Annotated in this window: 16 protein-coding genes; 4 read left to right on the top strand and 12 right to left on the bottom strand. The window is 60.9% G+C overall.

Annotation, left to right across the window (positions count from 1 at the left end):
• Nucleotides 1-212: 212 nt before the first annotated feature.
• Nucleotides 213-1,142: a TIGR03435 family protein gene (locus AB6729_RS07230; RefSeq protein WP_371080906.1), complete on the bottom strand. Its 930-nt coding sequence runs from the start codon at nucleotides 1,140-1,142 to the stop codon at nucleotides 213-215.
• A gap of 288 nt (nucleotides 1,143-1,430) precedes the next feature.
• Nucleotides 1,431-3,890 (bottom strand): ADOP family duplicated permease, encoded by a 2,460-nt coding sequence (locus tag AB6729_RS07225; protein ID WP_371080905.1) that lies wholly within the window; start codon nucleotides 3,888-3,890, stop codon nucleotides 1,431-1,433.
• Nucleotides 3,891-4,172: 282 nt separating this feature from the next.
• Here AB6729_RS07225 and AB6729_RS07220 point away from each other — a divergent pair, with 282 nt between their 5' ends.
• A complete protein-coding gene (locus tag AB6729_RS07220; RefSeq protein ID WP_371080904.1) occupies nucleotides 4,173-6,332 on the top strand; it encodes a right-handed parallel beta-helix repeat-containing protein in 2,160 nt (719 codons plus the stop codon).
• A 247-nt stretch (nucleotides 6,333-6,579) separates the two neighbouring features.
• Here AB6729_RS07220 and AB6729_RS07215 read toward each other — a convergent pair whose 3' ends face one another.
• Nucleotides 6,580-7,809 (bottom strand): RsmB/NOP family class I SAM-dependent RNA methyltransferase, encoded by a 1,230-nt coding sequence (locus AB6729_RS07215; RefSeq protein WP_371080903.1) that lies wholly within the window; start codon nucleotides 7,807-7,809, stop codon nucleotides 6,580-6,582.
• Nucleotides 7,810-8,187: 378 nt separating this feature from the next.
• The gene (locus AB6729_RS07210) at nucleotides 8,188-9,045 is read right to left on the bottom strand and encodes a PASTA domain-containing protein (RefSeq protein ID WP_371080902.1); all 858 of its coding nucleotides are present in this window, start codon (nucleotides 9,043-9,045) and stop codon (nucleotides 8,188-8,190) included.
• 181 nt (nucleotides 9,046-9,226) lie between these two features.
• On the opposite strand from AB6729_RS07210, the gene AB6729_RS07205 reads away from it, so the two are divergent.
• Nucleotides 9,227-11,128 carry a heavy metal translocating P-type ATPase gene (locus AB6729_RS07205; RefSeq protein WP_371080901.1) on the top strand — a complete coding sequence of 634 codons (1,902 nt, stop codon included), beginning with the start codon at nucleotides 9,227-9,229 and terminating at the stop codon, nucleotides 11,126-11,128.
• A gap of 13 nt (nucleotides 11,129-11,141) precedes the next feature.
• On the opposite strand, the gene AB6729_RS07200 is transcribed toward AB6729_RS07205, so the two are convergent.
• The gene (locus AB6729_RS07200; RefSeq protein ID WP_371080900.1) at nucleotides 11,142-12,596 is read right to left on the bottom strand and encodes a cation-efflux pump; all 1,455 of its coding nucleotides are present in this window, start codon (nucleotides 12,594-12,596) and stop codon (nucleotides 11,142-11,144) included.
• A 312-nt stretch (nucleotides 12,597-12,908) separates the two neighbouring features.
• Entirely contained in the window at nucleotides 12,909-14,375 is a 1,467-nt protein-coding gene (ampH, locus tag AB6729_RS07195) for a D-alanyl-D-alanine-carboxypeptidase/endopeptidase AmpH (protein WP_371080899.1), read from the bottom strand.
• A gap of 187 nt (nucleotides 14,376-14,562) precedes the next feature.
• Between ampH and AB6729_RS07190 the strand changes: the two genes are divergently transcribed.
• Both AB6729_RS07190 and AB6729_RS07185 read left to right on the top strand, forming a co-directional pair.
• The gene (locus tag AB6729_RS07190; protein WP_371080898.1) at nucleotides 14,563-14,856 is read left to right on the top strand and encodes a hypothetical protein; all 294 of its coding nucleotides are present in this window, start codon (nucleotides 14,563-14,565) and stop codon (nucleotides 14,854-14,856) included.
• Between the two features lie 2 nt (nucleotides 14,857-14,858).
• The gene (locus AB6729_RS07185; protein WP_371080897.1) at nucleotides 14,859-15,188 is read left to right on the top strand and encodes a BrnA antitoxin family protein; all 330 of its coding nucleotides are present in this window, start codon (nucleotides 14,859-14,861) and stop codon (nucleotides 15,186-15,188) included.
• Nucleotides 15,189-15,276: 88 nt separating this feature from the next.
• Here the strand turns inward: AB6729_RS07185 and AB6729_RS07180 are convergent, their stop codons facing one another.
• The 6 genes from AB6729_RS07180 to aroE all read right to left on the bottom strand — a co-directional run bounded on the left by AB6729_RS07180 (nucleotide 15,277) and on the right by aroE (nucleotide 20,570).
• Entirely contained in the window at nucleotides 15,277-16,257 is a 981-nt protein-coding gene (locus tag AB6729_RS07180; RefSeq protein WP_371080896.1) for a hypothetical protein, read from the bottom strand.
• A 282-nt stretch (nucleotides 16,258-16,539) separates the two neighbouring features.
• Nucleotides 16,540-17,586, bottom strand: coding sequence for a cyclic dehypoxanthinyl futalosine synthase (gene mqnC, locus AB6729_RS07175; protein WP_371080895.1), 1,047 nt, complete (start codon nucleotides 17,584-17,586; stop codon nucleotides 16,540-16,542).
• A gap of 9 nt (nucleotides 17,587-17,595) precedes the next feature.
• Nucleotides 17,596-17,790, bottom strand: coding sequence for a DUF3565 domain-containing protein (locus AB6729_RS07170; RefSeq protein WP_371080894.1), 195 nt, complete (start codon nucleotides 17,788-17,790; stop codon nucleotides 17,596-17,598).
• Nucleotides 17,787-18,185 (bottom strand): hypothetical protein, encoded by a 399-nt coding sequence (locus AB6729_RS07165; protein WP_371080893.1) that lies wholly within the window; start codon nucleotides 18,183-18,185, stop codon nucleotides 17,787-17,789. Before AB6729_RS07165 ends, AB6729_RS07170 begins: the two co-directional genes overlap by 4 nt.
• 19 nt (nucleotides 18,186-18,204) lie before the next feature.
• Complete coding sequence (locus AB6729_RS07160) at nucleotides 18,205-18,684, bottom strand: vitamin K epoxide reductase family protein (RefSeq protein WP_371080892.1); 480 nt, start codon at nucleotides 18,682-18,684, stop codon at nucleotides 18,205-18,207.
• Nucleotides 18,685-19,052: 368 nt separating this feature from the next.
• Entirely contained in the window at nucleotides 19,053-20,570 is a 1,518-nt protein-coding gene (gene aroE / locus AB6729_RS07155) for a shikimate dehydrogenase (protein ID WP_371080891.1), read from the bottom strand.
• Nucleotides 20,571-20,605: the final 35 nt, after the last annotated feature.

The following is a 20,605-nucleotide window of genomic DNA, read 5'->3' as shown; positions in this document are numbered from 1 at the left end:
AAGATATCTTCTCCTGGAAGTTTTCTACTCTTCAAAAAACTCATCCACGTTGGGGATGTAGGACTACTTAGGAAGATGAGTGTCGCCAGGTTTTGCCTTCTCACAGGAGTGTTTCCCGGTAGTAATTCTTGCGCTGCCACGGCAACCAGCGCAGCCTCGTGTGATTAAAGACCACCTGGTTTCCGCAGGAAGAAAGAGACGGATGCCAAGGATCAGTCTGGAGTCGGCTCAGAGATGTGATCGATGATTACGATCCTGACTGGTCCCGTTCCACTTTCCAACCGCATCCCGAGTTGCTGCGCCAGCGCCTGAATCAGTGTTGGTGCGTCACCGTCGTCCGCTCCTGGATTGATGCGAGGGCTGCCGCTGTCGGGGCGAAACTCCAGCGTTAGATCGTACTTCCCGGTCAGCCCTGTCCCGTCCAGGAGCGGCTTGGTCTCTATGCCTCCGACACCGATGCTGGTCAAAGCCCGCCCCGCGTCGGCAATCGTCGTGTCGGTTAAGGCAACATGTAGTACTCCTCCGGGCAGGTAGTAGTAACTAAAGCCACAGTTCGTCACGGGAGGTGTGGAAGCGTCAGGCGCTTTGCCCACTGACGCATCCTCTTGGGTCGAGCAGTTCGCCCCTGCCGGATGTGGCTTAATCTTTGATCCCAGCACGCCGGGTTTGCTCATCACAAGCCTGTTCACCACTCCTTCCTTGGTGAATTCATGAATCTGCAGGCTGAATCGATCGGCCAGCATAGTCCGGAGCATTTCACGCACCTGGTCGTGTGTTGCCTCGCCCTCAATCCGAAAGGTCTGTGTGTAGATCCGGTGCTTCACCCAACTGGGCTGTTTGTCGAATGTGGCTTTGGCCTCGCTCATCTGCATGTGATAGGCATAGGCAATTGTCATCTGCACCGGAACCACCATCGTTTGCAGACCGTAAATCGGTGCTGTCTTGTTTCGAACGAATGCCGACACGAATGGGAACGAGCCAGGAGGAGAGGGCTTCACCGACACGGTCTCAAAGGCCAGCGGAGTTGCGGTTGCAGCCGTTGGGTCTTGTTTCGGCTGAGCGGATTGAGGCACCTGTCCCTTCAGGCTGCCTATGGCACATGCTGCGATCAGCAGCGTTCCCACCGCTTCTTTTCCTGTCATAGCATTCGTCCCGTTTGCAGATCGATTTACTCAAGTGCCGGTACTACAAGACTGACGAGCGAAGTCAGGGTTTGTAAACACAAGGAAATGAATCACACTCCATTGGTTTCCTGTCAGATCGTTCGTCACGGAAGAGCTCGTTTCAAAGGAGCGAAACGCTAAGCCGGCTTCCTCAAACTCGTAGAAGGTGTCGAGGAAAGCAGGTCCTTCGACTTCACTTCGTTTCGCTCAGGATGACGGTCTTCGACCGTTGGAACTGCGCTGGATGACGCGCCTGGCGTGCACGGGTTATTCGGAACGTAGTGCTTCCACCGCGTCTACTCTTGCGGCACGCACCGCGGGAACGGCTGCAGCAATGACGGCCGCACCGAGGATGGCCACGGCGGAGGCGACAAACGCAAGCGTTCCCGGCTGATGGATCTCCGTGACGTAGCTGGCGACGATGCGTGAGATCGCAAAACCTATTGCTACACCTGCGCCCACTCCGATGCCGGCCATCGCCACGCCTTCTACCAGAACGATGGCGAGAATGTTGCGCGGCAGAGCGCCCATCGCCATGCGGATGCCGAACTCGCGTGTGCGCGCGCTGACAGAGAAAGCGAGAACGCCCGCCACACCGACCACGGAGATTAAGAGGGCCACGGTGGCGAATCCGCCGAAGACAATCGCGTTGAGGCGGTCTGGGGTGAGCACCTCCGCGCGGACGTCGCCGAGCGTGCTGGCCTTTTCGACGGGCTGGTCCGCGGATAGGTCGTGAACGATTTTTGTGATGGCCGGGACGAGCGAGTAGGCGTCCTGATTGGAGCGGACGAAGAGGCGGCCGGTCCATCCCTGTTCCTGTTCGACGGGCTCGTAGATCGTCATGGCGGGTGCGGGGATGATGTTTTCGTCGTCGAAGTCGGGGACCACGGCGATGATGCGTCTTGGCTCGGGGCTGATACCGACAAACTTGATGACGCCGTCTGTCCACTGCACTTTACGGTTGAGCGCATCCTGTCCTGGGTACAGAAGCTTCGCAAGACTTTGACTGATGATGACGACTCGTTCGGAACCGTCGCGGTCGCTGTCTTTAAAGTCGCGACCCTCCTGAAGCGGGACACCGAAGGTATCGAAGAATCCGGGCGATACGACCCGGAACTTTGCGCGGAAATCCTGGCCGTTTTCGCGTTTGGCGCCTTCCGCGGCAAATTGAAAGCTGATACCCAGGCCACGATCATCGCGCCAGGGAGTACCGAACCCTGAGGACACGCGTTCTACTCCGGGCAGCGCGCTGACACGACGTTGCACTTCGCGATAGAACTCATCCACCTGCAGGGGTGTTTTGCCGTAGGACATGAGTGGAAGATTCACTGCCAGAACGTTGGCTGAGGCGAATGGCGGCCGCGTCTGCTCCAGCACAAAGAGAGTCTTCATGAGCACGCATGCTCCGGCGAGCAGCACGAACGAAGCTGCGATCTGCGTGACCGCAAAGATGCGAAGACGCCGGCTGCTGCCGCCGGCTACGCGCGCTCCACGGCCGGTGAGGCCACCCTGGGGTGAGTCTGCCGAGGGGAGCCGCGGAATGAATGCCAGAAAGACGGACGCCACCAACGCCAGCCCAATCCCAAACCACACCATGCTGAAATCGAGCGTGAGGTCGTTGGCGCGCACGGAAAAGCGTGATGCATAACGCCCGAGCACGGCCACCATCGGTATGGCGAGGGCTATTGCGGCGACTGCTCCGCTGCCGCACAGGACGAGACTCTCAGCCAACAGAGAACGGCGCAGGACAGCATTGCTTGCGCCCAGTGCCGAGCGTATGGCCAGCTCCGATTCGCGGCGCACGGTTCGCGCCAACACCAGATTGGCAACGTTCGAACTGGCAATGACGAAGAGCAGGCCCGAAGCCGCGAACAGGATCCACAAGATGGTATTGGCTCGTGAGTTGATCTGTTCGTGCATGCGCGTTACGTCGATTCGGAAGTGGTTCTCCGGCTTGTAGACCTCTGGATGCGCGGCCACCATCGCGCCGTACACGGTTCGCAGTTCCGCACGCGCATTGTCCACGGTGGCGTTGGGAGACAGCCGTGCGAAGACTTCTGTCATGCGATGCTCGCGCCCCGTCACCATGGTGGCGGAGAGGTGATGCGGGCTGGTGACGAGGTTCGCGATGATCTCAGTCGCCACGGGATAAGGAACGGATGGCTCCAGAACACCGACCACCGTCGCCGAGCGTGCACCGGTGGGACCCTCAAGCCGCACCGTCTTTCCGATCACGGCTGGATCGGAGTGCAGCGATGTCCTCCAGAAGTGATAGGTCAGCACGACAGCTCCGGCGGCATTCTGACCGTCATCGGCTGGAGTCAGCAGGCGTCCGAGCACGGGGTGCAGGCCCATGACCTCGAAGTAGTTTCCGTCCACCACGCCCGCTGGAATTTCGCGTGGCGTGCCCAGGCCGACTACCGTGAAATCGACCTCGGAAAATGTGCCGAGTTTCGTAATGGATTTGAGTCTGGTGCCAATGTCCTTAATCTCAGGGACAGAGAACGTTGCGTTCTCCTGACCGATACCCGGGGCGCTCTGGCGCAGATAAAGCAGCCGATTCTCGTCGGCATTTGCCAACGGACGAAGCAGCACGGCACGCACTACGCTGAAGATGGCGGCGTTGGCACCGATACCCAAGGCCAACGTAAGAGCGACGGTAATCCACAGCGCGGGAACTCGCGCCAGGGAACGCACGGCAATTCTCAAATCGCGGAAAAACAACATCTGGCACCTTGTTCAGGCGGGTCGGAGTTGGCCGCCTTCACTCTGTCGACGAACGGACGGACTCTGATTCGACAAATCGTCGAAGAAATTCTTGCATAAACCGCTTTTGAGTGTCCGTCATAAAAGCGGGTTTCAGAAATTGGAACGATTTTGCCGTGGTGTTTGTCGGTACTGACTGGGATATGGACAGCGTGACAGAATTGCTGGGTCATTCGCGACTGTTTGCACGCGGGCAGGAATGTTGCGTGGCGACGGCAGGGGATGCGTATCCGGGGGCTTCCTTTGATCTTGACGTATGTGCGGCGTTTTGCGGTTGTTGTTCTTTTGGCGCTTTGTTCTGCGGTGCAGGTTTGTGGTGAGGAGTTTTATGTTTCGCCGAAAGGGGCGGACACAAATCCTGGTACGAAGGCTCGGCCGTTTGCGTCACTGGAACGGGCACGGGATGCAGCGCGTGCGGCGAAGCATGATGTGTCCATCACGATCTGGCTGCGGGGTGGTGACTACCGCAGAACCACGACGTTTGCGCTTACGGCAGCGGATAGCGGGACTGCGGCAGCGCCGGTGGTCTATCGCGCTGTGGCGGAAGAGAAGGTGCGGATGGTTGGTGGCGCGCCGATAAGCAGGTTCAAGAAGTGGCGGGGAGAGATTTTGCGCGCCGACCTGCGCGCGCAGGGGATCACCAACTACGGAGAGATGGTTTCGCGTGGCATGGGGCGACCGCACATTGCCGCGCTGGAGTTGTTTTTCAATGGCCAGCCGATGACGCTGGCGCGCTGGCCGAACGTTGGCTGGGCTTACACGGATGCAGCCACGAAAGATAAAGCGCAGAACCAGTTTGTGTATGAGGGCGAACGTGCGGCGCGCTGGACGAAGGCCGCTGATGCGTGGGTACACGGCTATTGGTATTACGACTGGGCCGATCATTACGAGCGCATCGCCTCCATTGATGCGACACATCATGTCATCGAAACCGCAGCACCCAATCCGAATTACAACTACCGGGCCGGGCAACGCTGGCAGGTGGTGAATGTGCTGGAGGAACTGGACGAACCGGGTGAGTGGTATCTGGATCGCGCGGCGGGTGTGTTGTACTTCTGGCCGCCGTCTGCGATTGCTGCCGGAACGGCGGAGGTTTCACTGCTGGATACGCCGCTGGTGAGTATGGAAGGCGCGTCGTATGTGGAGTTCCGCGATATTGCATTTGAGCTGACGCGCGCGGATGGAATTGTGATACATGACGGCAGTCATGACCGCATGGAACATTGCAGCATTGCCAACGTCGGCAACACAGGCGTGGTGATTCGCGGTGGAGTTGAAGATGCAGTGGAAGACTCGGAGATTCGTACAACGGGCGATGGCGGCATTGTTCTGGATGGCGGTGATCGCAAGACCCTTACGGCTGCCGGGCATGTTGCGGCACGCAATCATATTCACGACTATGCTCGCTGGTCGCGGACGTATACGCCGGGAGTCAATGTGTGGGGCGTGGGGAACCGCGTGATCGGCAACACGATTGACCATGCGCCGCACTTCGCCATCTGGGTACATGGCAATGAACATTTGATTGAGGGGAACGAGCTGCATACGGTGGCGATGGAGACGGCCGATGCGAGCGCCTACTACATTGGTGCGGATACGACGGAGCGCGGCAACACGGTGCGCGGCAATTACTTTCACAACCTGGGGCTGGGGGATATCAACGCGATTTATCTGGACGACGAATCCAGTGGGTCGTTTGTGGTTGGAAATGTGATTCGGGGAGCTGCTCGCGGTGTGAAGATTGGCGGCGGCAACGACAACATTCTGGAGAAGAACAGGTTTGTGGACGACGACATTGGCGTCCACTTTGACGCGCGTGGCATGGGGTGGCAAAAGGCCTATTTTGATGGCACCAATCCGGCACTGTTGAACCGGTTGAAGGCCATGCCGTACAAGGAAGAACCGTGGCGCAGCCGTTATCCGCAACTGGTGGGATTTCTGAACCAGACGCCGGGACTGCCCACGGGCAATGCGATTCACGATAACGAATGCTGGTGCAGAGTGTGGGTTGCGTACTACGACAAGTTAACGGAGAAGGACAACATGGATTCATCCGGTAACCAGGTTCACCCGGAGAAGGCGGTGTGGAATCCGGAATGGGTGAAGGGCATGGGGCTGGACATCGATACGCCGTTGGTGGCGCGTCGGCTGACGGCGGTGAGTCCGACGCAGGCGACACTGACCATTGAAAACCAGGGGCGGAGCGCGCAGGCCGGAGTGTTTGAGGTGTGGATGGAGCCGGGAGTGGATGGCAGGATGGTGACGCCACCGGAGATTCCGTTTTCCCTCAAGCCGGGGGAAAGGATGGAACGGACGATCACGATTGAGCACGGCAGCCCGGTTCGCCTGGGGGCGTATCTGAAGGGGGAGAGCTTTATTCCGGCGGGGATCAAGATGAAGTAACGGGTGGGGCGGCACGGTGTGGGTTGCCGCGAAGCTTCGTAGAGAGGTGAGGGAATGCAGGTCCTTCAGCTCCGCTTCGCTTCGTTCAGGATGACGGTCTTTCGACCGTAGGAGCTTCGCTTTGCGCGAAGCTGGTTTGGGTTGTGGCTGGAAACTTCCAGAGGCCTTGGCAGGATGAGAGTTCGTCGGGATTCTTCGCTTCGCTCAGAATGACACGGGCCTTAGGTGCTTTTTCTCCGGGAGAGCCTTAGGTGCTTTTCTTCAGCAGGGCTGCGAAGAAGCCATCGCAGGGGTGGGTGCCGGGGAGCGTTCGGAGCGTGCCGTCGACTGCTGCGGATGAAGCGGACTCTGGAAGCAGGGGAGCGACGTCGATTGTGCGAAAGGTTCCGGCAGAGGTTACGGCCTGTACGACTGCCAGATTTTCCTCTGGCTCCAATGAGCAGGTGGAGTAGACCAGACGTCCGGTGGGTGCGAGAAGCTGCAGGGCTTGTGTCAGGATCGCTTTTTGCCGGTCGGCCTGGCGGGGTAGATCGCTTGCTCGTAACCTATGGCGAATCTCGGGGTTGCGGGAAAGAGTTCCAGTTCCACTGCAGGGTGCATCGCACAGGATGAGGTCGAAGTTTCCGGTTTGCAGTTCGGCTGGCGGGTCGGTCATGTCGGCCAGAAGCGTCTTGACGTGCTTTGTAGATTCGGAGCGGTCCATCCGTTTCCGCATGGCTTCCAGGCGCTTCGGGTTGATGTCGCAGGCGATGATCTCTGCCTGGGGGTGACGCATGGCCAGCACCGCCGTTTTGCCGCCGGGAGCGGCGCAGCAGTCGAGAATTCGTTTCGGGCTGGAGACGGCAGCGGCTGTGATTTCAGCAATGAGGCGTGAGCCGTCGTCGATCTGGGGAAGGCCTTCTTCCGGCGGGAAGAGCATGCCGGAGGGCGGCTCCTGCTGGTCGTAGGCGGCGATGCGGCGGGTGGCGGCGGCGCCAAAGTTCTTGCGCCAGCGTGCCAGCAGCCACTCGGGGTGCGCCTGCTCTTCGGGTGTCATGGTGACGATCAGCGGTGTGCGTTTGGGCGCATCCTTTTCTCGCTGGACGCGGCGAAGGATGGCGTTGACCATGTCGGCGGCGTGAGCGGCTCCGTTGGCGCGCGCCATCTCGACGCTTTCGTTGATGGCGGCGTGGGGCGGGATGCGGTCCATGTGCAGCAACTGAAAGATACCGAGGCGGAGGGCGAGCAGCGCGGCTTCGTGCAGTTCCGCGTCCGGGCGCTGGAGCATGGGGCGCATCACGGTGTCGAGCTGCAACTGCCAGCGGAGGACTCCGAGGACGAGGGCGGTGGTCAGGTTGCGGTCTTCAGGGGATAGGCGACTGACGGCGGGGGAGTGCAACTGATCGTCGGAATGTGCTGCGCTGGACATGACGCGGTAGAGGATCTGGATCGCGGCGTCGCGCGCGGGGGAGATGGCGGGTTGGGTCTTTGAGTTCACGCTGGTTTCAGGATACGGCTACGAGCATAATTTCCACTAAACCAGATAGGGCGGGCCTTTGGCCCTTTGCTCTTCGATGGCGGCCTACCTGGGCCTTCGGCCCAGGCTAATATCTCGGCGCGCCTTTGGCGCTTGTTGCTGTGGTTGTGGAATGGTCCGGCTTCTTTTTGACAGCATCGAGAACAGAGTCTGTACCTCGGATTGGTCCGGCTTCCTTTTGACAGCATCGAGAACACAGTCTTTACCGTTGAGCTTCGCTGGGTACACACTCTGCGCGGGATCACTCTGTGCGCTGGATCGCTTCGCGATAACCCAGGTTAGCTTCGCGAACCTGGGGCACCCGACTTCGTGCCTGGTCCAGGTTTGTTGGTGGTCGGGTTAATGCGCGGGAGTTGGCGTGATCAGGGTTGTCGGGTCGGAGAGGGCGGCTGCGGCACTCATCTTGACCTTGGCTATCTCTGCGGCGGTGACGCGGGCGCCTGCGGCTGGAGTTTGTGAGAGGACATAGCCTGCCGGGACCATGGGAACGGGCGGTGGTGCCGGGATGCCGGGGTCTGTGGTGGGGGTGGCGGGCTGCGGCACGATGGCGTAGACGCGGAGGTCCATGTCGCGCATGCGGGCGGAGGTGGCGGAGTAGCTGAGGCCGACGAGGTTGGGCATGACCCATGCCTTGGGTTGTGCCGTGTAGGGTTCGGTGAGCAGGAGGCTGACTTCGGGCTTATCGACACCCTCGGCGTTGGCGGGTGGCGTCTGCGCCAGCACGATGTCCGACGGGCCGGGTGAGGGCAGGTGGGCCGTGGTTCCGGGGTCCAGTGAGGCACGGCGGATGGCCATGCCTGCGTCACGCTCATACATGCCCACGGTGTCAGGGATGGTGGCGCGCTGGGGACCGAGGCTTTCCGTGATGCGCATGTGCCAGCCCTTGCGGACGGTGGCCCCTGCGGCGGGCGATTGCGAGAGGACACGTCCGGCGGGGACGGTGGTGGAGTAGAAGCGGTTCTCCACGGTGAGATTGAGTTTGCGATTGTTGGAGGCATTCGCGGCCTCTTCAAGCGTCATGCCGGTGAGGCTTGGCGTTTCCACTTCGCCCGTGTGGATTGCGAGGCGCATGGTGATGAGCGCAGAGAACAGGGCCACGGTGGACATGGCGAGGACCGTGGTGCCGATGCGAAAGGCGCGAGCGGCTCCGGCGGAGAGTTCGCCTGAGTTGTCGTGGTAACGGATGCGGATCTTCACTGTGGGTATCTTATCGGGCCGTGAGGAAGTTAGAGCGGGCCCTTGGTCCTCTGGTTGTTCTTCCCGGGAGCGCCGTTTTCTCACGGGCTTGATCTGAACTCTGAGAGGCTGCACGTGGGTTGTAGATGGCTGGGTGTGAATCCGTGCCGGGCCAGGTCGCTGCAAGGTTATGATTTCCGTCATGAAATGGTTAGAGGACGTGGCGACCCGTATCTCTTCGGTGGCGGTTGCCATCCTCATCGGCAGTGTCATGGCACTTGCCGCATTGCTGATCTGGCCTCTTCACCAGGCGACGGCAGGGCGAGCCGCGCTTTTGGCTGGCGTTGTGGCAACTGGAGTGCCGATTGTCCTTCGCCCCCTGCTGGCGATTCTGCGGGGCAATTTCAGTGTGGACGTGTTGGCGGTGCTATCGATCACGGTAGCGGCTGCGCTGGGGCAGTACTGGGTTGCGGCGATTGTGATCCTGATGCTGTCAGGTGGCGAGGCTCTGGAGGACTACGCGACGCGGCGGGCATCGTCCGTACTGTCGGCGTTGGCCAGACGCATGCCGCAAGTGGCTCATAAGCTGCAGGACGATGGCGTGATGGTCGATGTCGAAATCGACACCATTGTGCCTGGGCAGCGGCTGCGCATCTTTCCACATGAGATCTGCCCGGTGGACGGCACGGTGGTCGAGGGCGATGGCAGCATGGACGAGTCGTACCTGACGGGGGAGCCGTACCAGATCGAGAAGACAGTGGGTGCGTCTGTGCTTTCAGGCGCGATTAATGGCAATGCTGTGCTGACGATTCGGTCAGACAGGCCGGCTGCGGACTCGCGCTATGCGCGGATTGTGGCGGTGCTACGTGATTCGGAGCAGCAGCGGCCGAAGATTCGTCGGCTGGGTGACCGGCTGGGGAGCTGGTATACGCCACTGGCGGTTGGGATTGCGCTGGTGAGCGGGTTGGTGTCGCATTCGGTGGAGCGGTTTCTTGCAGTGCTGGTGATTGCAACGCCATGCCCGCTGCTGCTGGCGATTCCGGTGGCGGTGATTGGGGCGATCTCGGTGGCGGCGAGTCGTGGGATATTGGTGAAAGATCCGTCGATCCTGGAGAAGCTGGATGGCTGCCGCATTCTGGTCGTCGACAAGACCGGGACGCTGACGTATGGCAAGCCTCTGCTGCACGAGATCGTTGCGCTTGGCGGGTGGAGCCGCGAACGGCTGCTGGGAATGACGGCGGCGGTGGAGCGCTACTCGAAGCATCCACTGGCCGATGCCGTCCGCGAACGGGCGGCGGACGACGGCGTTGTTCTGCCCGCGGTGAGCGAGGTGTCGGAGCTGCCGGGTAGAGGGCTATCGGGCGTGATCGCGGGACATCGGTTGACGGTGACAGGGCGCGGGAAGTTGCCGCCCGCGATGCGCGAGCAGCTGCCGCCGATTGTGCCAGGGTTGGAGTGCATTGTGCTTGTGGATGAGTTGCTGGCTGGAGTGTTTCGCTTTCACGACCAGCCGCGGCCCGACTCGAAGTCGTTTCTGCGCCACGTGGGAATGCGGCATGGGATTGAGCGGATTGTGCTGCTGTCGGGTGATCGTCCGCAGGAGGTCGTGGCCTTTGCAGAGGCGATGGGCATTACCGAGGTGTACGGCGGCATGAGCCCGGAGCAAAAGGTGGAGGTTGTTCGAAAACTGACGGCGGAGGCGCCGACGCTGTATCTGGGGGACGGCATCAACGATGCGCCTGCGATGATGACAGCGACGGTGGGCGTGGCGCTGGGGGTGAACAGCGATATCACGGCGGAGGCGGCAGGGGCGGTGATTCTGCAGTCTTCGCTCGAAGCCGTGGATGAGTTGATTCATATCGGGCATCGCATGCGGCGGATTGCGCTGGAGAGCGCTGTGGGCGGCATGGCGCTCAGTCTTGGCGGCATGATCGCGGCAGCCTTTGGCTTGTTGCCGCCTCTGCAGGGTGCGCTGGCGCAGGAGGGGATCGATCTGCTGTCGATTATGAATTCGCTGCGCATGATTCTTCCGCTGGGCCCATTGGCGGACTTCAAGCCCCAGAATGTGCAGCCAGCGAACATTGCCGGCGAGGTTGCACCTTAGCGGCAATCGTCTTTCAGCGGTCGTTGTCGGTGGCTGGTTCGGGGTGGATGAGGAGGCGGTCGACCTCGGGGCGTTCGCGGAGGAAGGCGGCTTCCATCTGGGTGATGACGCGGTGGACGACGCCCATCGACAGGTCGTCGTGCATGGTGCAGTGGCAGCTCATCTGCAGGTGATCGCCGCTGCGTGTGGTGACGATGTTGTGGACGTCCAATACTTCCGGAAAGCCTGCGGCGGCGCGGCGTACGGCGTCTTCCAGGTCGCGGTCGTGCTGCAGTAGGACCGCCGCCTCGATCGTGCTTTCTTCCGACTCGATGTGCGTGATGATGGAGCGGATTTCCGGGACTTCCTGCTTCATCTCCGACTCGATGCGGGTGACGGTGTCGTGGGCTTCGCGGAGCTGCATGTGCTCGGGGAGTTCGAGGTGGAGTTCCACGGCCAGGCCACCTTCGACGTCCTGCACGGAGACGTCGTGGATGGAGAGGTTGTTGCGCAGGGCGACGGCGCGGACACGGTCGAAGACACTTTCACTGCGGCCCGCGTAGGGGATGGTGCGGATGACGACGTCGGTGCCGGGCATGGTCTGCTGCACGGCTTCAGTGGCGGCGGCGACGATCTGCTGCGAGCGCTGGAGGGTGGTGTTGCGGCGGATGCCGATGGCGACATCAGCGAAGTAACGCGTGCCAGCGCGGCGCATGCGGAGGTCGTTGACAGAGGCGACACCTTCGACGGCGCGGATGGCGTCGACGAGTTGCTTGCGCATCTCCGGGGTGGTGGCGTCGAGCAGGGCGTCGACGGTTTCGCGCGCGAGTGTGTAGGTGACCTTCAGGATGATGAGCGAGACGATCAGGGCGGCGATGGGATCGGCGAGTTCGAGCGCGGCGATGCCGAGGCGTTTGCCGAGAAAGGCTGCGAGGAGGCCGGTGAGAACCGCTGCGCTGGACCAGATGTCCGTGCCGAAGTGGAGGGCTTCGGCTTCGAGCGCCTGCGAGTGGGATTCGCGTGCGACTTTGGCGAGGACACGAGAGCGTGTGTAATCCACGGCGATGGAGAGCAGGAGGACCAACACGGGCCAGATGGAGGTCTGCAGGTCGAGGCTCTGGCCGTGGGCGTAGCGCAGGATGCGGTGGACCGCCTCATAAATGATCCAGATGGACGAGGCCAGCATGAATCCGGTTTCGATGAAAGCCGAGAGGCTTTCCACGCGGCCGTGGCCGTAGGTGTGGTCTTCGTCGGCGGGAAGGTCGGAGAGGCGAAGGCTGAACAGCGTGAGGCAGGAGGCGATGAGATCGATGCCGGAGTGCGCCGCCTCGCTGAGCATGCCGAGGGAACCGGTGGAGAGCCCCGTGATGATTTTGAGCAGCGTGATGCCGCTGGCCGCGAGGACGCTGCGGAGGGCCGTGTTGCGCTTCAGCTCGGAGGCTTCGGCCAGGCTTGGTTCCACTTCGGGGTTGGGCTGGCCGGTGCGCATGGAGTATCAGTATCGCTTATGGGGTTTCCACAGTACTTCGTACCGTTCTCGACGCTACGCGTGGACGAACTTCGTTCGTATGAGCTTCGCGTTGCGAAGCTGGTTTGGTTTTGTACAGCGGAAGGAATGGGCGGTTGTGCTGCGGGACGGGTCGTCGGGATTCTTCGCTCTGCTCAGAATGACGGTCTTTCGACCGTAAGATCGCGCTGAAGCGCGATGGCCCAGGTGAGCTTCGCGCACCTGGGCCACCCGGTTTGGCCTTCCAATTACCTGGGGTTGCCCGGTTTTGGTTTTCCATACCTGGGGATTTGGTTATCGCTGTTTGCGGCGGACGGTGTGTGGCTTCGGTTTGGCTGTGCGCTGGCGGGCCGTGGTGGTTCGCCTTGCCTGTTTTGCGGGAGCTGCGGACGGCTTCGCTGCTGTTGTGGCATGGGCTGGTTTCGCAGCCTTGGTTTTTGCTGCGGCCTTGCCATGACGGATGCCGCGGAGTTTGGCGTTGGCGGCGCGGAGTTCCTCGGCGGTGAGTTCGCGCTCGGGGTCGTTCATGTCCTCGGGGACAGGCGGCAGGCCGACCAGGGCGAGGAGCATGTCGTTGGCTTCGCGGAACATGTTGCCGCCGGGGCGTCGACCGTCGGTGCGGGCGAAGAAGATGCCAGTGTGGCGGGCGGGATTGAGGGCGATGTAGGTCTGGAAGCCAGCGCCGCCGCCGGTTTTCTGCACGATGCGCGAAGGGCCGTAGTCCTTGTTGATTTCGATCCAGCCGAGGCCGAGGCCGTCGGGCAGGCCGGCGTGGCCCAGGCCCTGGATGCTGCGGAGGCTGGTAGGGTCGATGACGGTCTGGGTGGCGAGTTCGTTCGCGTGGACGGGGACGCCGGGAAGGTTGAGGAAGTAGCGCAGCACCTTTGCCATGTCGTTGGCGGTGGAGTACATGCCTCCGGAGCCAGCGGCGGCCTGGGTGTCGGTGCATTCGATGGGTTCATGCATGCCACCCATCAGGCGGCTGCACTCGTCCGGTGTGGGCGTGAGGGTGGTGTCTTTCAGGCCGAGCGGCTGCGCCGTCTGCTGCTGGAAGAACTGGTGGTAGCTCATGCCGCTGGCGGAGGCGATGGCGTCGCCGAGGAGGTCAAAGCCGATGTTGGAATAATGCGCTGCCGTGCCGGGTTGTGAGCGGAGCCGGAAGGCTGGCAGCCACTGCCAGCGGTAGTCGGAGTCCGGGAAGGTAAAGTGCGCTGCGCCTTGCGGCGGGTAGGCGATTTCACGCGGCATCCCTGCGGTGTGTGTGGCCAGGTCAATCAATTCGACCGGGCGATCCGCAGGGCCGCGCACCGTCATGGTGGGGACTGTCATGTTTTGCGGCGCGTATTTCTGCAGCGGGTCGTCGAGTGAAACCTTCTTCATGGCGACGAGCTTCGAGAGCAGGTCGGTGGCGAGAATTTTGGAGATGGAGCAGAGACGGAAGAGAGTGTCAGCCTGCGGCGTGTCGTGGTTTGCGGGGGAGACGTGGCCGTAACCGGCCATCCATGTTTCATTGCCACGGACGACGACGGCGATCATGCCGGTGGAGGCGGTGCGCTGAAAGATGCGGTAGGCGTAGTCGTTTGCCGTGTCGATGGGAGGGCCGAGCGGTTCGGGGGCTGGCTTTTTCTGTGCTTTGGCTACGGCAGCGGTCTGCGCTTTTTTCTGCGCTTCTTCCTGGCGGCGAAAATGCTTGCAGCCCTGAAGGCTGACGGTGACGGCGGCAAGGGCAAGGCAAAGGGATGCAGAACGGCGCAGCGACAACAGAGCTCCAGAAAAGTTGAACTGATTTCAGGCTAACGGATGGATGCGGTGGAAAGCGGATGTTGGATGCGATGAGGAATCTGGCGGGGAACATCCTGGGACGAATGTTTGAATATTCCTTTCACGAAAATCGCTAAGTCATCGCCGTCTCTTTTCTAGCTGCATTTATTGGGTGTACATTTAATCTATGCACACGGTCGTGGAAACTGCGGAGTTTCAAAAGCAGGCCAAGGCTGTGTGGAACGATTCCGAGCGGGAGGCATTCATCGATTGGATTGCCGAAAACCCGGACGCCGGTGATGTAATCTCTGGTGCGGATGGTGCTCGCAAGGTCCGCTGGGCTCGCAGGGGGACCGGTAAGCGGGGCGGTGTGCGGGTGATTTACTTCCATCTTGCAGACAATGAAATTGTGCTCCTGGTGATGGTGTATTCCAAGACGGTTCGCTCGAGCGTAAAAGCCCAAGAGATCAAGCGGAGTTGAATATGAAGACACTGAAGAAGATGAATGTGAGCAAGGTTGCCCGCGCGATCGAAAAGGACGCCGGCCAGTCTTTGCCCGGATTGCGTGAATCCTTAGCCGAAGCCAAGGCAGTCAGATTCGCCCAGGTCCATACACCGGAGCGTATTGTTGCTCGGCGTCGTCCAGGTAGACCGGTGGGAAGCGTACAAGAGGATACGAAAGAGGCCATTAAGATTCGACTGGATGCTGATGTGCTGGCCGCACTGCGTGCCAGTGGTGATGGTTGGCAGACGCGCATCAACGATGCTTTGCGAGCTTCACTTGCTTTGAGCGGTAAGCTGGCTTCCGCATAGGCCAAGATATGAATTGCAGACATAAGAAACCCTGCCCGGTGGATTCCGGGCAGGGTTTTCTCATGTAGCGGTTTAGAAATGTAGTGGTTTAGAAGCGGATGCCGAAGGTGACCGGGATGTAGCCCGTGTGGCGACGGTTGAAAGGGAAGAACGGGTCCTGGCTGAAACCGTCATCCTTGATGGGCACCCAGTGGTAGCGGGCGTCTACGAAGAGGCGTTCGCTGGAGAACTCACTGAGCTTATAGGTGAGACCGAAGCCTACGTTCCACCCGAAGGCATTGGCACTGTACGAGTCCAGGTTGTAGGTGGTGTAGAAGGTCTGGCAGTAGTAGTAATTGCAGCCTGTCTGTGCTGCGGGCAGGGTGAAGTTGGTGCTCTTGCGATACCAGCCGCCGCCGCCGGTGACGTATGCGCCCATCTTGCTGCGCGGGTCAGAGAAGTTGATGATCGGGTTCACCGTCAGCGAGAGAACGTGTGCATTGGCATCGAAACCGGCAAGGTCAGCCGCGGTGTAGCCGTACTGCTGAAGGTAGTTGAGTACGTTGTTGTACTCGTAATTGATGGCTCCGCCGGTGACGCCCATACGGTCGTAGTGGAACTCGCCGAGGATGCCGAACATGCGGTTGAAGTTCCAACCGCCGCCGAATGCGACTGTCCAGCTTGGCGTGTAGAACTTGGCCGTGTTGCCGGTGGGGATGGTCATGCCGGCACCCGCCATGAAGGCGATCTTGGTGGAGCCGTCGGCGTTGTGCAGGTGGTCCTGGTAGCGCGAACGGCCATAGGAACGGCGCCCCGGAGGCGGCTGCGTGCCGGTGTCGTAATGCAACGACGCTGCGGGATCGGCTGCGGCAATCGCGTCATCCGCGCTGCTGCTGATACCTGAGGGCTGATAACGGAAGTCGTTGGAGGAGACGCTGACCGCGCTGGGATTGAAGAGCGGTGCCGTTGCGATGGGCCTGGGGGTGTCCGTCGTGGATGAGCCCGCAGCCAAGGCGGTTGGAGCAAGCGAAATTGCTGACAGAACCACTGCTGCAGCACAGAGGCCATGAAGATGGAAAGACCGTTTCATAGGGATCACTGAACTCCTGTAAGTAAAGCCGTGCGTATGTCAGAGACACGCTTCATCTGTTTTAGTTGTGGGACGCTTCGTGCGTCATTTTGGCTTACTGGAAACTTGGATGCGTTTGAGGGGGATCGTGGAAGTGGCTGCTTTCCCGATACATGTTTCGTAAGAAAGAAATGCAGGTTTCTTCTGCTTCGTTCTGTTCAGGATGACGACCTTCCGGTCGTGTGATCACGCTAACGCGCGATGCCCAGGTGAGCTTTGCGCATCTGGGGCACCCATTTGCGCTTAGTTGAGGAAGCAGGTGGTGTAGAGGGTGTCGCGCTGCACGGGCTTGAAGCCTGCTCCGCGGATGATGCGGCGCAGCTCTTCTTCCGTGGTGCAGTTGGCCGTGCCTGCTGCCTTGACCACGTTCTCTTCCAGCATGACGGAACCCACATCGTTGCCGCCGAAACGGAGGCCCATCTGCAGCACCTTCAGGCCCTGTGTGACCCACGAGCTTTGCACGTTATGGATGTTGTCCAGGTACATGCGCGAAATGGCGAGGGTCTTCAGGTATTCGACACTGGTGGCTTCGTCCCATCCGCGACCACCGAGTGCGGTGTTGTGCGGTTGGAAGCTCCAGGGGATGAATGCGGTGAAGCCGCCGGTTTCTTCCTGAAGCTGGCGCACCACTTCAAAGTGGTTCACGCGCTGCTCCATGGTTTCGCCTACGCCGAACATCATGGTTGCGGTGGTGCGCATGCCGAGCGAATGCGCAGTGCGATGGACGCTGACCCAGTCTTCCGTGCGGCACTTGAGGCGAGCGATGCGCTTGCGGACGTCGTCGTCAAGAATCTCAGCGCCGCCGCCGGGGATGGACTGCAGCCCGGCATCGCGCAGACGCATGATGGTATCGCGCAGGCTGAGTTCGCTGTACTCCGCAATCGCGAGGATCTCGCTGGCGGAGAGGCAGTGCAGCCAGATGTTGGGGAAGCGCTGCTTGATGCCGGTGAAGAGTTTCTCAAACCAGTCGATCTTCAGGTCCGGGTGAATGCCACCCTGCATCAGCACGCCGGTGCCGCCCATCTCTTCGGTTTCGCGAATCTTGTCGTAGATCGTTTCGAAATCGAGGATGTAGCCTTCGCTGGCCAGCTTGCCCTTCAGGGGGCGATAGAAGGCGCAGAAGGTGCAGTATTCGGTGCAGAAGTTGGTGTAGTTGATGTTGCGGTCGATGATGTAGCTGACCACACCTTCGGGATGCAGGCGGCGGCGCACCGCGTCGGCTTCCATGCCGATGCCGATGAGGTCGTCTGAAGCGAAGCAGTCGAGGGCCTGTTGCCGCGTAATTCCCATACAACGATTTTACGCTGACTGTTCACAGAGGGAACAGCGGAGGGTATGACCCAGCATGGTGGCGCGGCCTTCTTCGGTCTGTGTCCAGGGGCGGGATTGCCACGGCGGATCGTGGCGGACATGTTGCGTATGGCCGCAGGCGAGTTCGGCGATCCAGTGACCTGCTTCGTCCTGATGAAAGCCCGTGATGGGTTGCTGGATCATGCGCGATGTGTGACGAGCAGCACCAGAAGCACGATGCAGATGAGAAGAAGCACGCCGGTGAGGATGAGCAGTGTGCGTAGCGAGCCTGCCATCGCGGCGATCTTCTGTTCTGAAGCGGCGATGCGTGCGGATTGCTCTTCTGTGACGGAGCGCAGGCGTGCCACGTCCGATGAGAGATGGCCGAGGCGTTCGGTGTTGGCAGCGAGAGCATCGGATAGCGCGGCGTGATGCGATGTGAGTTCGCCTTGTACCTGCGTGCTGAACTGGTCGAAGGTGGCGCGCATCTCTTCGCGTGCGTTGCCGCGGGAGCTGACGAAGACCTCAAGCATGGGCACGCCGCGTGCCAGCAATGGCACGACTTTTTGCAGCAGCGGAATGATGTCGAACCAGCCCATGTTCTCTTTCGATGCGCGTTTAGACGGCGCGGATGTGGAGGCCCTGGCGGGCCTTGTCACGATTGGCAATCCACCAGTTGATGGCCGAGAGGACGACGATGGCGGCGATGATGCTCTGCGACCAGACGCAGTAGATGCACCACTTCTCAATGACGAATTTTTCAAGATAGGTGAGGATCAGCGCGCAGAAGCAGCCGAGCTGTGCGGCTTCAAAGGTGAGGAAGTCGCGACCGAGGAGCGCGAGGACGGCGATCAGAAGATAGCCGATGATACCGATGGTGGCGACGGGGATGTGGCCTTTGCTGTTGGGGTCTTCATCAAAGCCGCGCGCGGGGAAGACGGCGAAACGGGAGTGGTTGACGGTGCCGCAGTCCCACTGCTCTGTGATGGCGCATGGTGGTGCGGCGTTGGGGTCCATGTTGTGGACGCGCAGGGCGAGGATGGAGACGACCGTTCCGGCAACGGCGAGCAGGGCAATCAACACGCGAAGAAGACGCATACGCGTTTGACTCTAGTTGTTGGAGAGCGGTGGGGCAAGAGGTGGGATTCCTTCAGGGCCTAAAGCTCCTTTGCCCGGCGTGAGCTTTACGGCAGGCTGAAGCCCTTCCCTTCCGAAAAGAAGACGCACTTTGTGGGTTTGAGCGGCTTTGCCGCTGGCCCACATCTCAGAATCGAGATGTGGGGCACCCGGGTCTTGGCAGGAAGCTCCCAGAGGTCTTGGCAGGATGCGAGTTCGTCGGGATTCTTCACTCGCTCAGAATGACGGTCTTTCGACCGTAAGATCGCGCTGAAGCGCGATGCCCAGGTGAGCTTCGCGCACCTGGGGCACCCGATTTACTGGATGCTAGAGATGGTGGCCGGCCGTACTTATGCGAGGGCTTCGAGGACGGATTGTTGCATGGCTTCGCGTGGGGCGGATTGGCCGGTCCAGTGTATGAACTGGCGGACGCCCTGTTCTACGAACATCTCCACGCCTGGGATGACGTGCAGGCCGTTCTGTCGCGCGAGTTGGAGCAGCGGCGTTTCGACGGGGTTGTAGACGAGGTCGAAGAAGACTTTGGCGCGCATCTCTTCTGCGGCGATGGGGGCTTCCATCGTTTGATTGCGCATGCCGTAGGGGGTGCTGTTGATGATGGCGTCGAAGGTGTGTGCGCTGAGGTCTTCGCGGCGAATGGCGTGCACACCGGCCTCGGCTGCGAGTGCTTCTGCGCGTGCGTATGTGCGGTTGAGCAGGTAGATGTGTGCGCCTGCATCGCGCAGGCCGAAGACGGCGGCACGTGCTGCTCCACCTGCGCCGAGGATGAGGATCTTTGTGTTGGCGAGGGGCAGTGCGCGTTGCAATGGGCCGACGATGCCGGGGACGTCGGTGTTGTATCCGGCGAAGCCTTCGGCAGTCTTTACGAGGGTGTTGCAGGTCTGCATCTGTTGCACTGCGGCGTCGCTGACGGCGAGGTGCGGCAGGATGGTTTCCTTGAGCGGCATGGTGATGCTCAGGCCGCGCACGTTGAGGCGAGCGACTACTGCGAGGAGTTCCGCGAGTGCGTCGGTCTCGAGCGGTAGATAGACGGCGTCGAGTTTTGCCGCACGGAAGGCGGTGTTGTGCATACGCGGCGAGAGCGAGCCGGTGATGGGCAGGCCTGCTACGGCGTAGATGGAGGTTTCTGCTGTGATGGCTTCGGCGCGGTAGAGATGTTGCAGCGTGGAGAGGCTGACCTGGCCGGGCGCGGTGCCTGCGTTGCCCTCGGGTGAGGCGAAGGTGAAGAGCGAGCCGAAGCGCGGGCCGAGGACGCGGGTGAGGGTGCCGCGGAAGCCCATGCTCATGGCGATGAGTCGACCGTTGCCGCCGTGGGTTTTGAGCATGTCGATGAGTTGCAACGCTTCAGTGAGCGTGGTGGCCGTGGGGACGATCTTGCGGAAGTCTGGCGCGAACGGGGTCATGCGATCAAGTTCGGGTTCGAGCGCGGGCGTGCCCTGGAAGTCGTGCCATGAGAGGATGACGGCGGCGCCGTTGGCTCGGAGCTGCTCAAGCGCGGCGGTGCCTAGTTCTTCGGCGGTTTCTGTCTCGATGTCGACGAGCTGGCAGCCTGCGCTGGCGGCTTCTGCGAGGATTTCGATCTCTTGCTGCGCAGTGCCGTGGAAGCCTCCGCCGTAAGGCTGGCGGCGGCAGGTGGCCACGGCGGTCGCTTCCGGATGTTCTGCAAGAAACTGGCGCAGATGCGGGAGTTGCGAGGCGGGATCAGGTACGGAATCGAGACGGAATTCAATGAAACGGCAGTCTGGGAGGGTTGCCGCGGCGAGCGAAAACATTTCCGGGCCGGAGACGGCGACGCAGATGCGTCCGGCGCGCTGATGCAGGGATTCCGGTGTGATGAGAGGCGCAGGCATTCCTCTGACATGGTACCGGCAGCGGCGGGGCGCGA

The organism is Terriglobus sp. RCC_193 (assembly GCF_041355105.1).
Taxonomy (GTDB): domain Bacteria; phylum Acidobacteriota; class Terriglobia; order Terriglobales; family Acidobacteriaceae; genus Terriglobus.
This window is presented reverse-complemented; position numbering and strand designations above follow the sequence as displayed.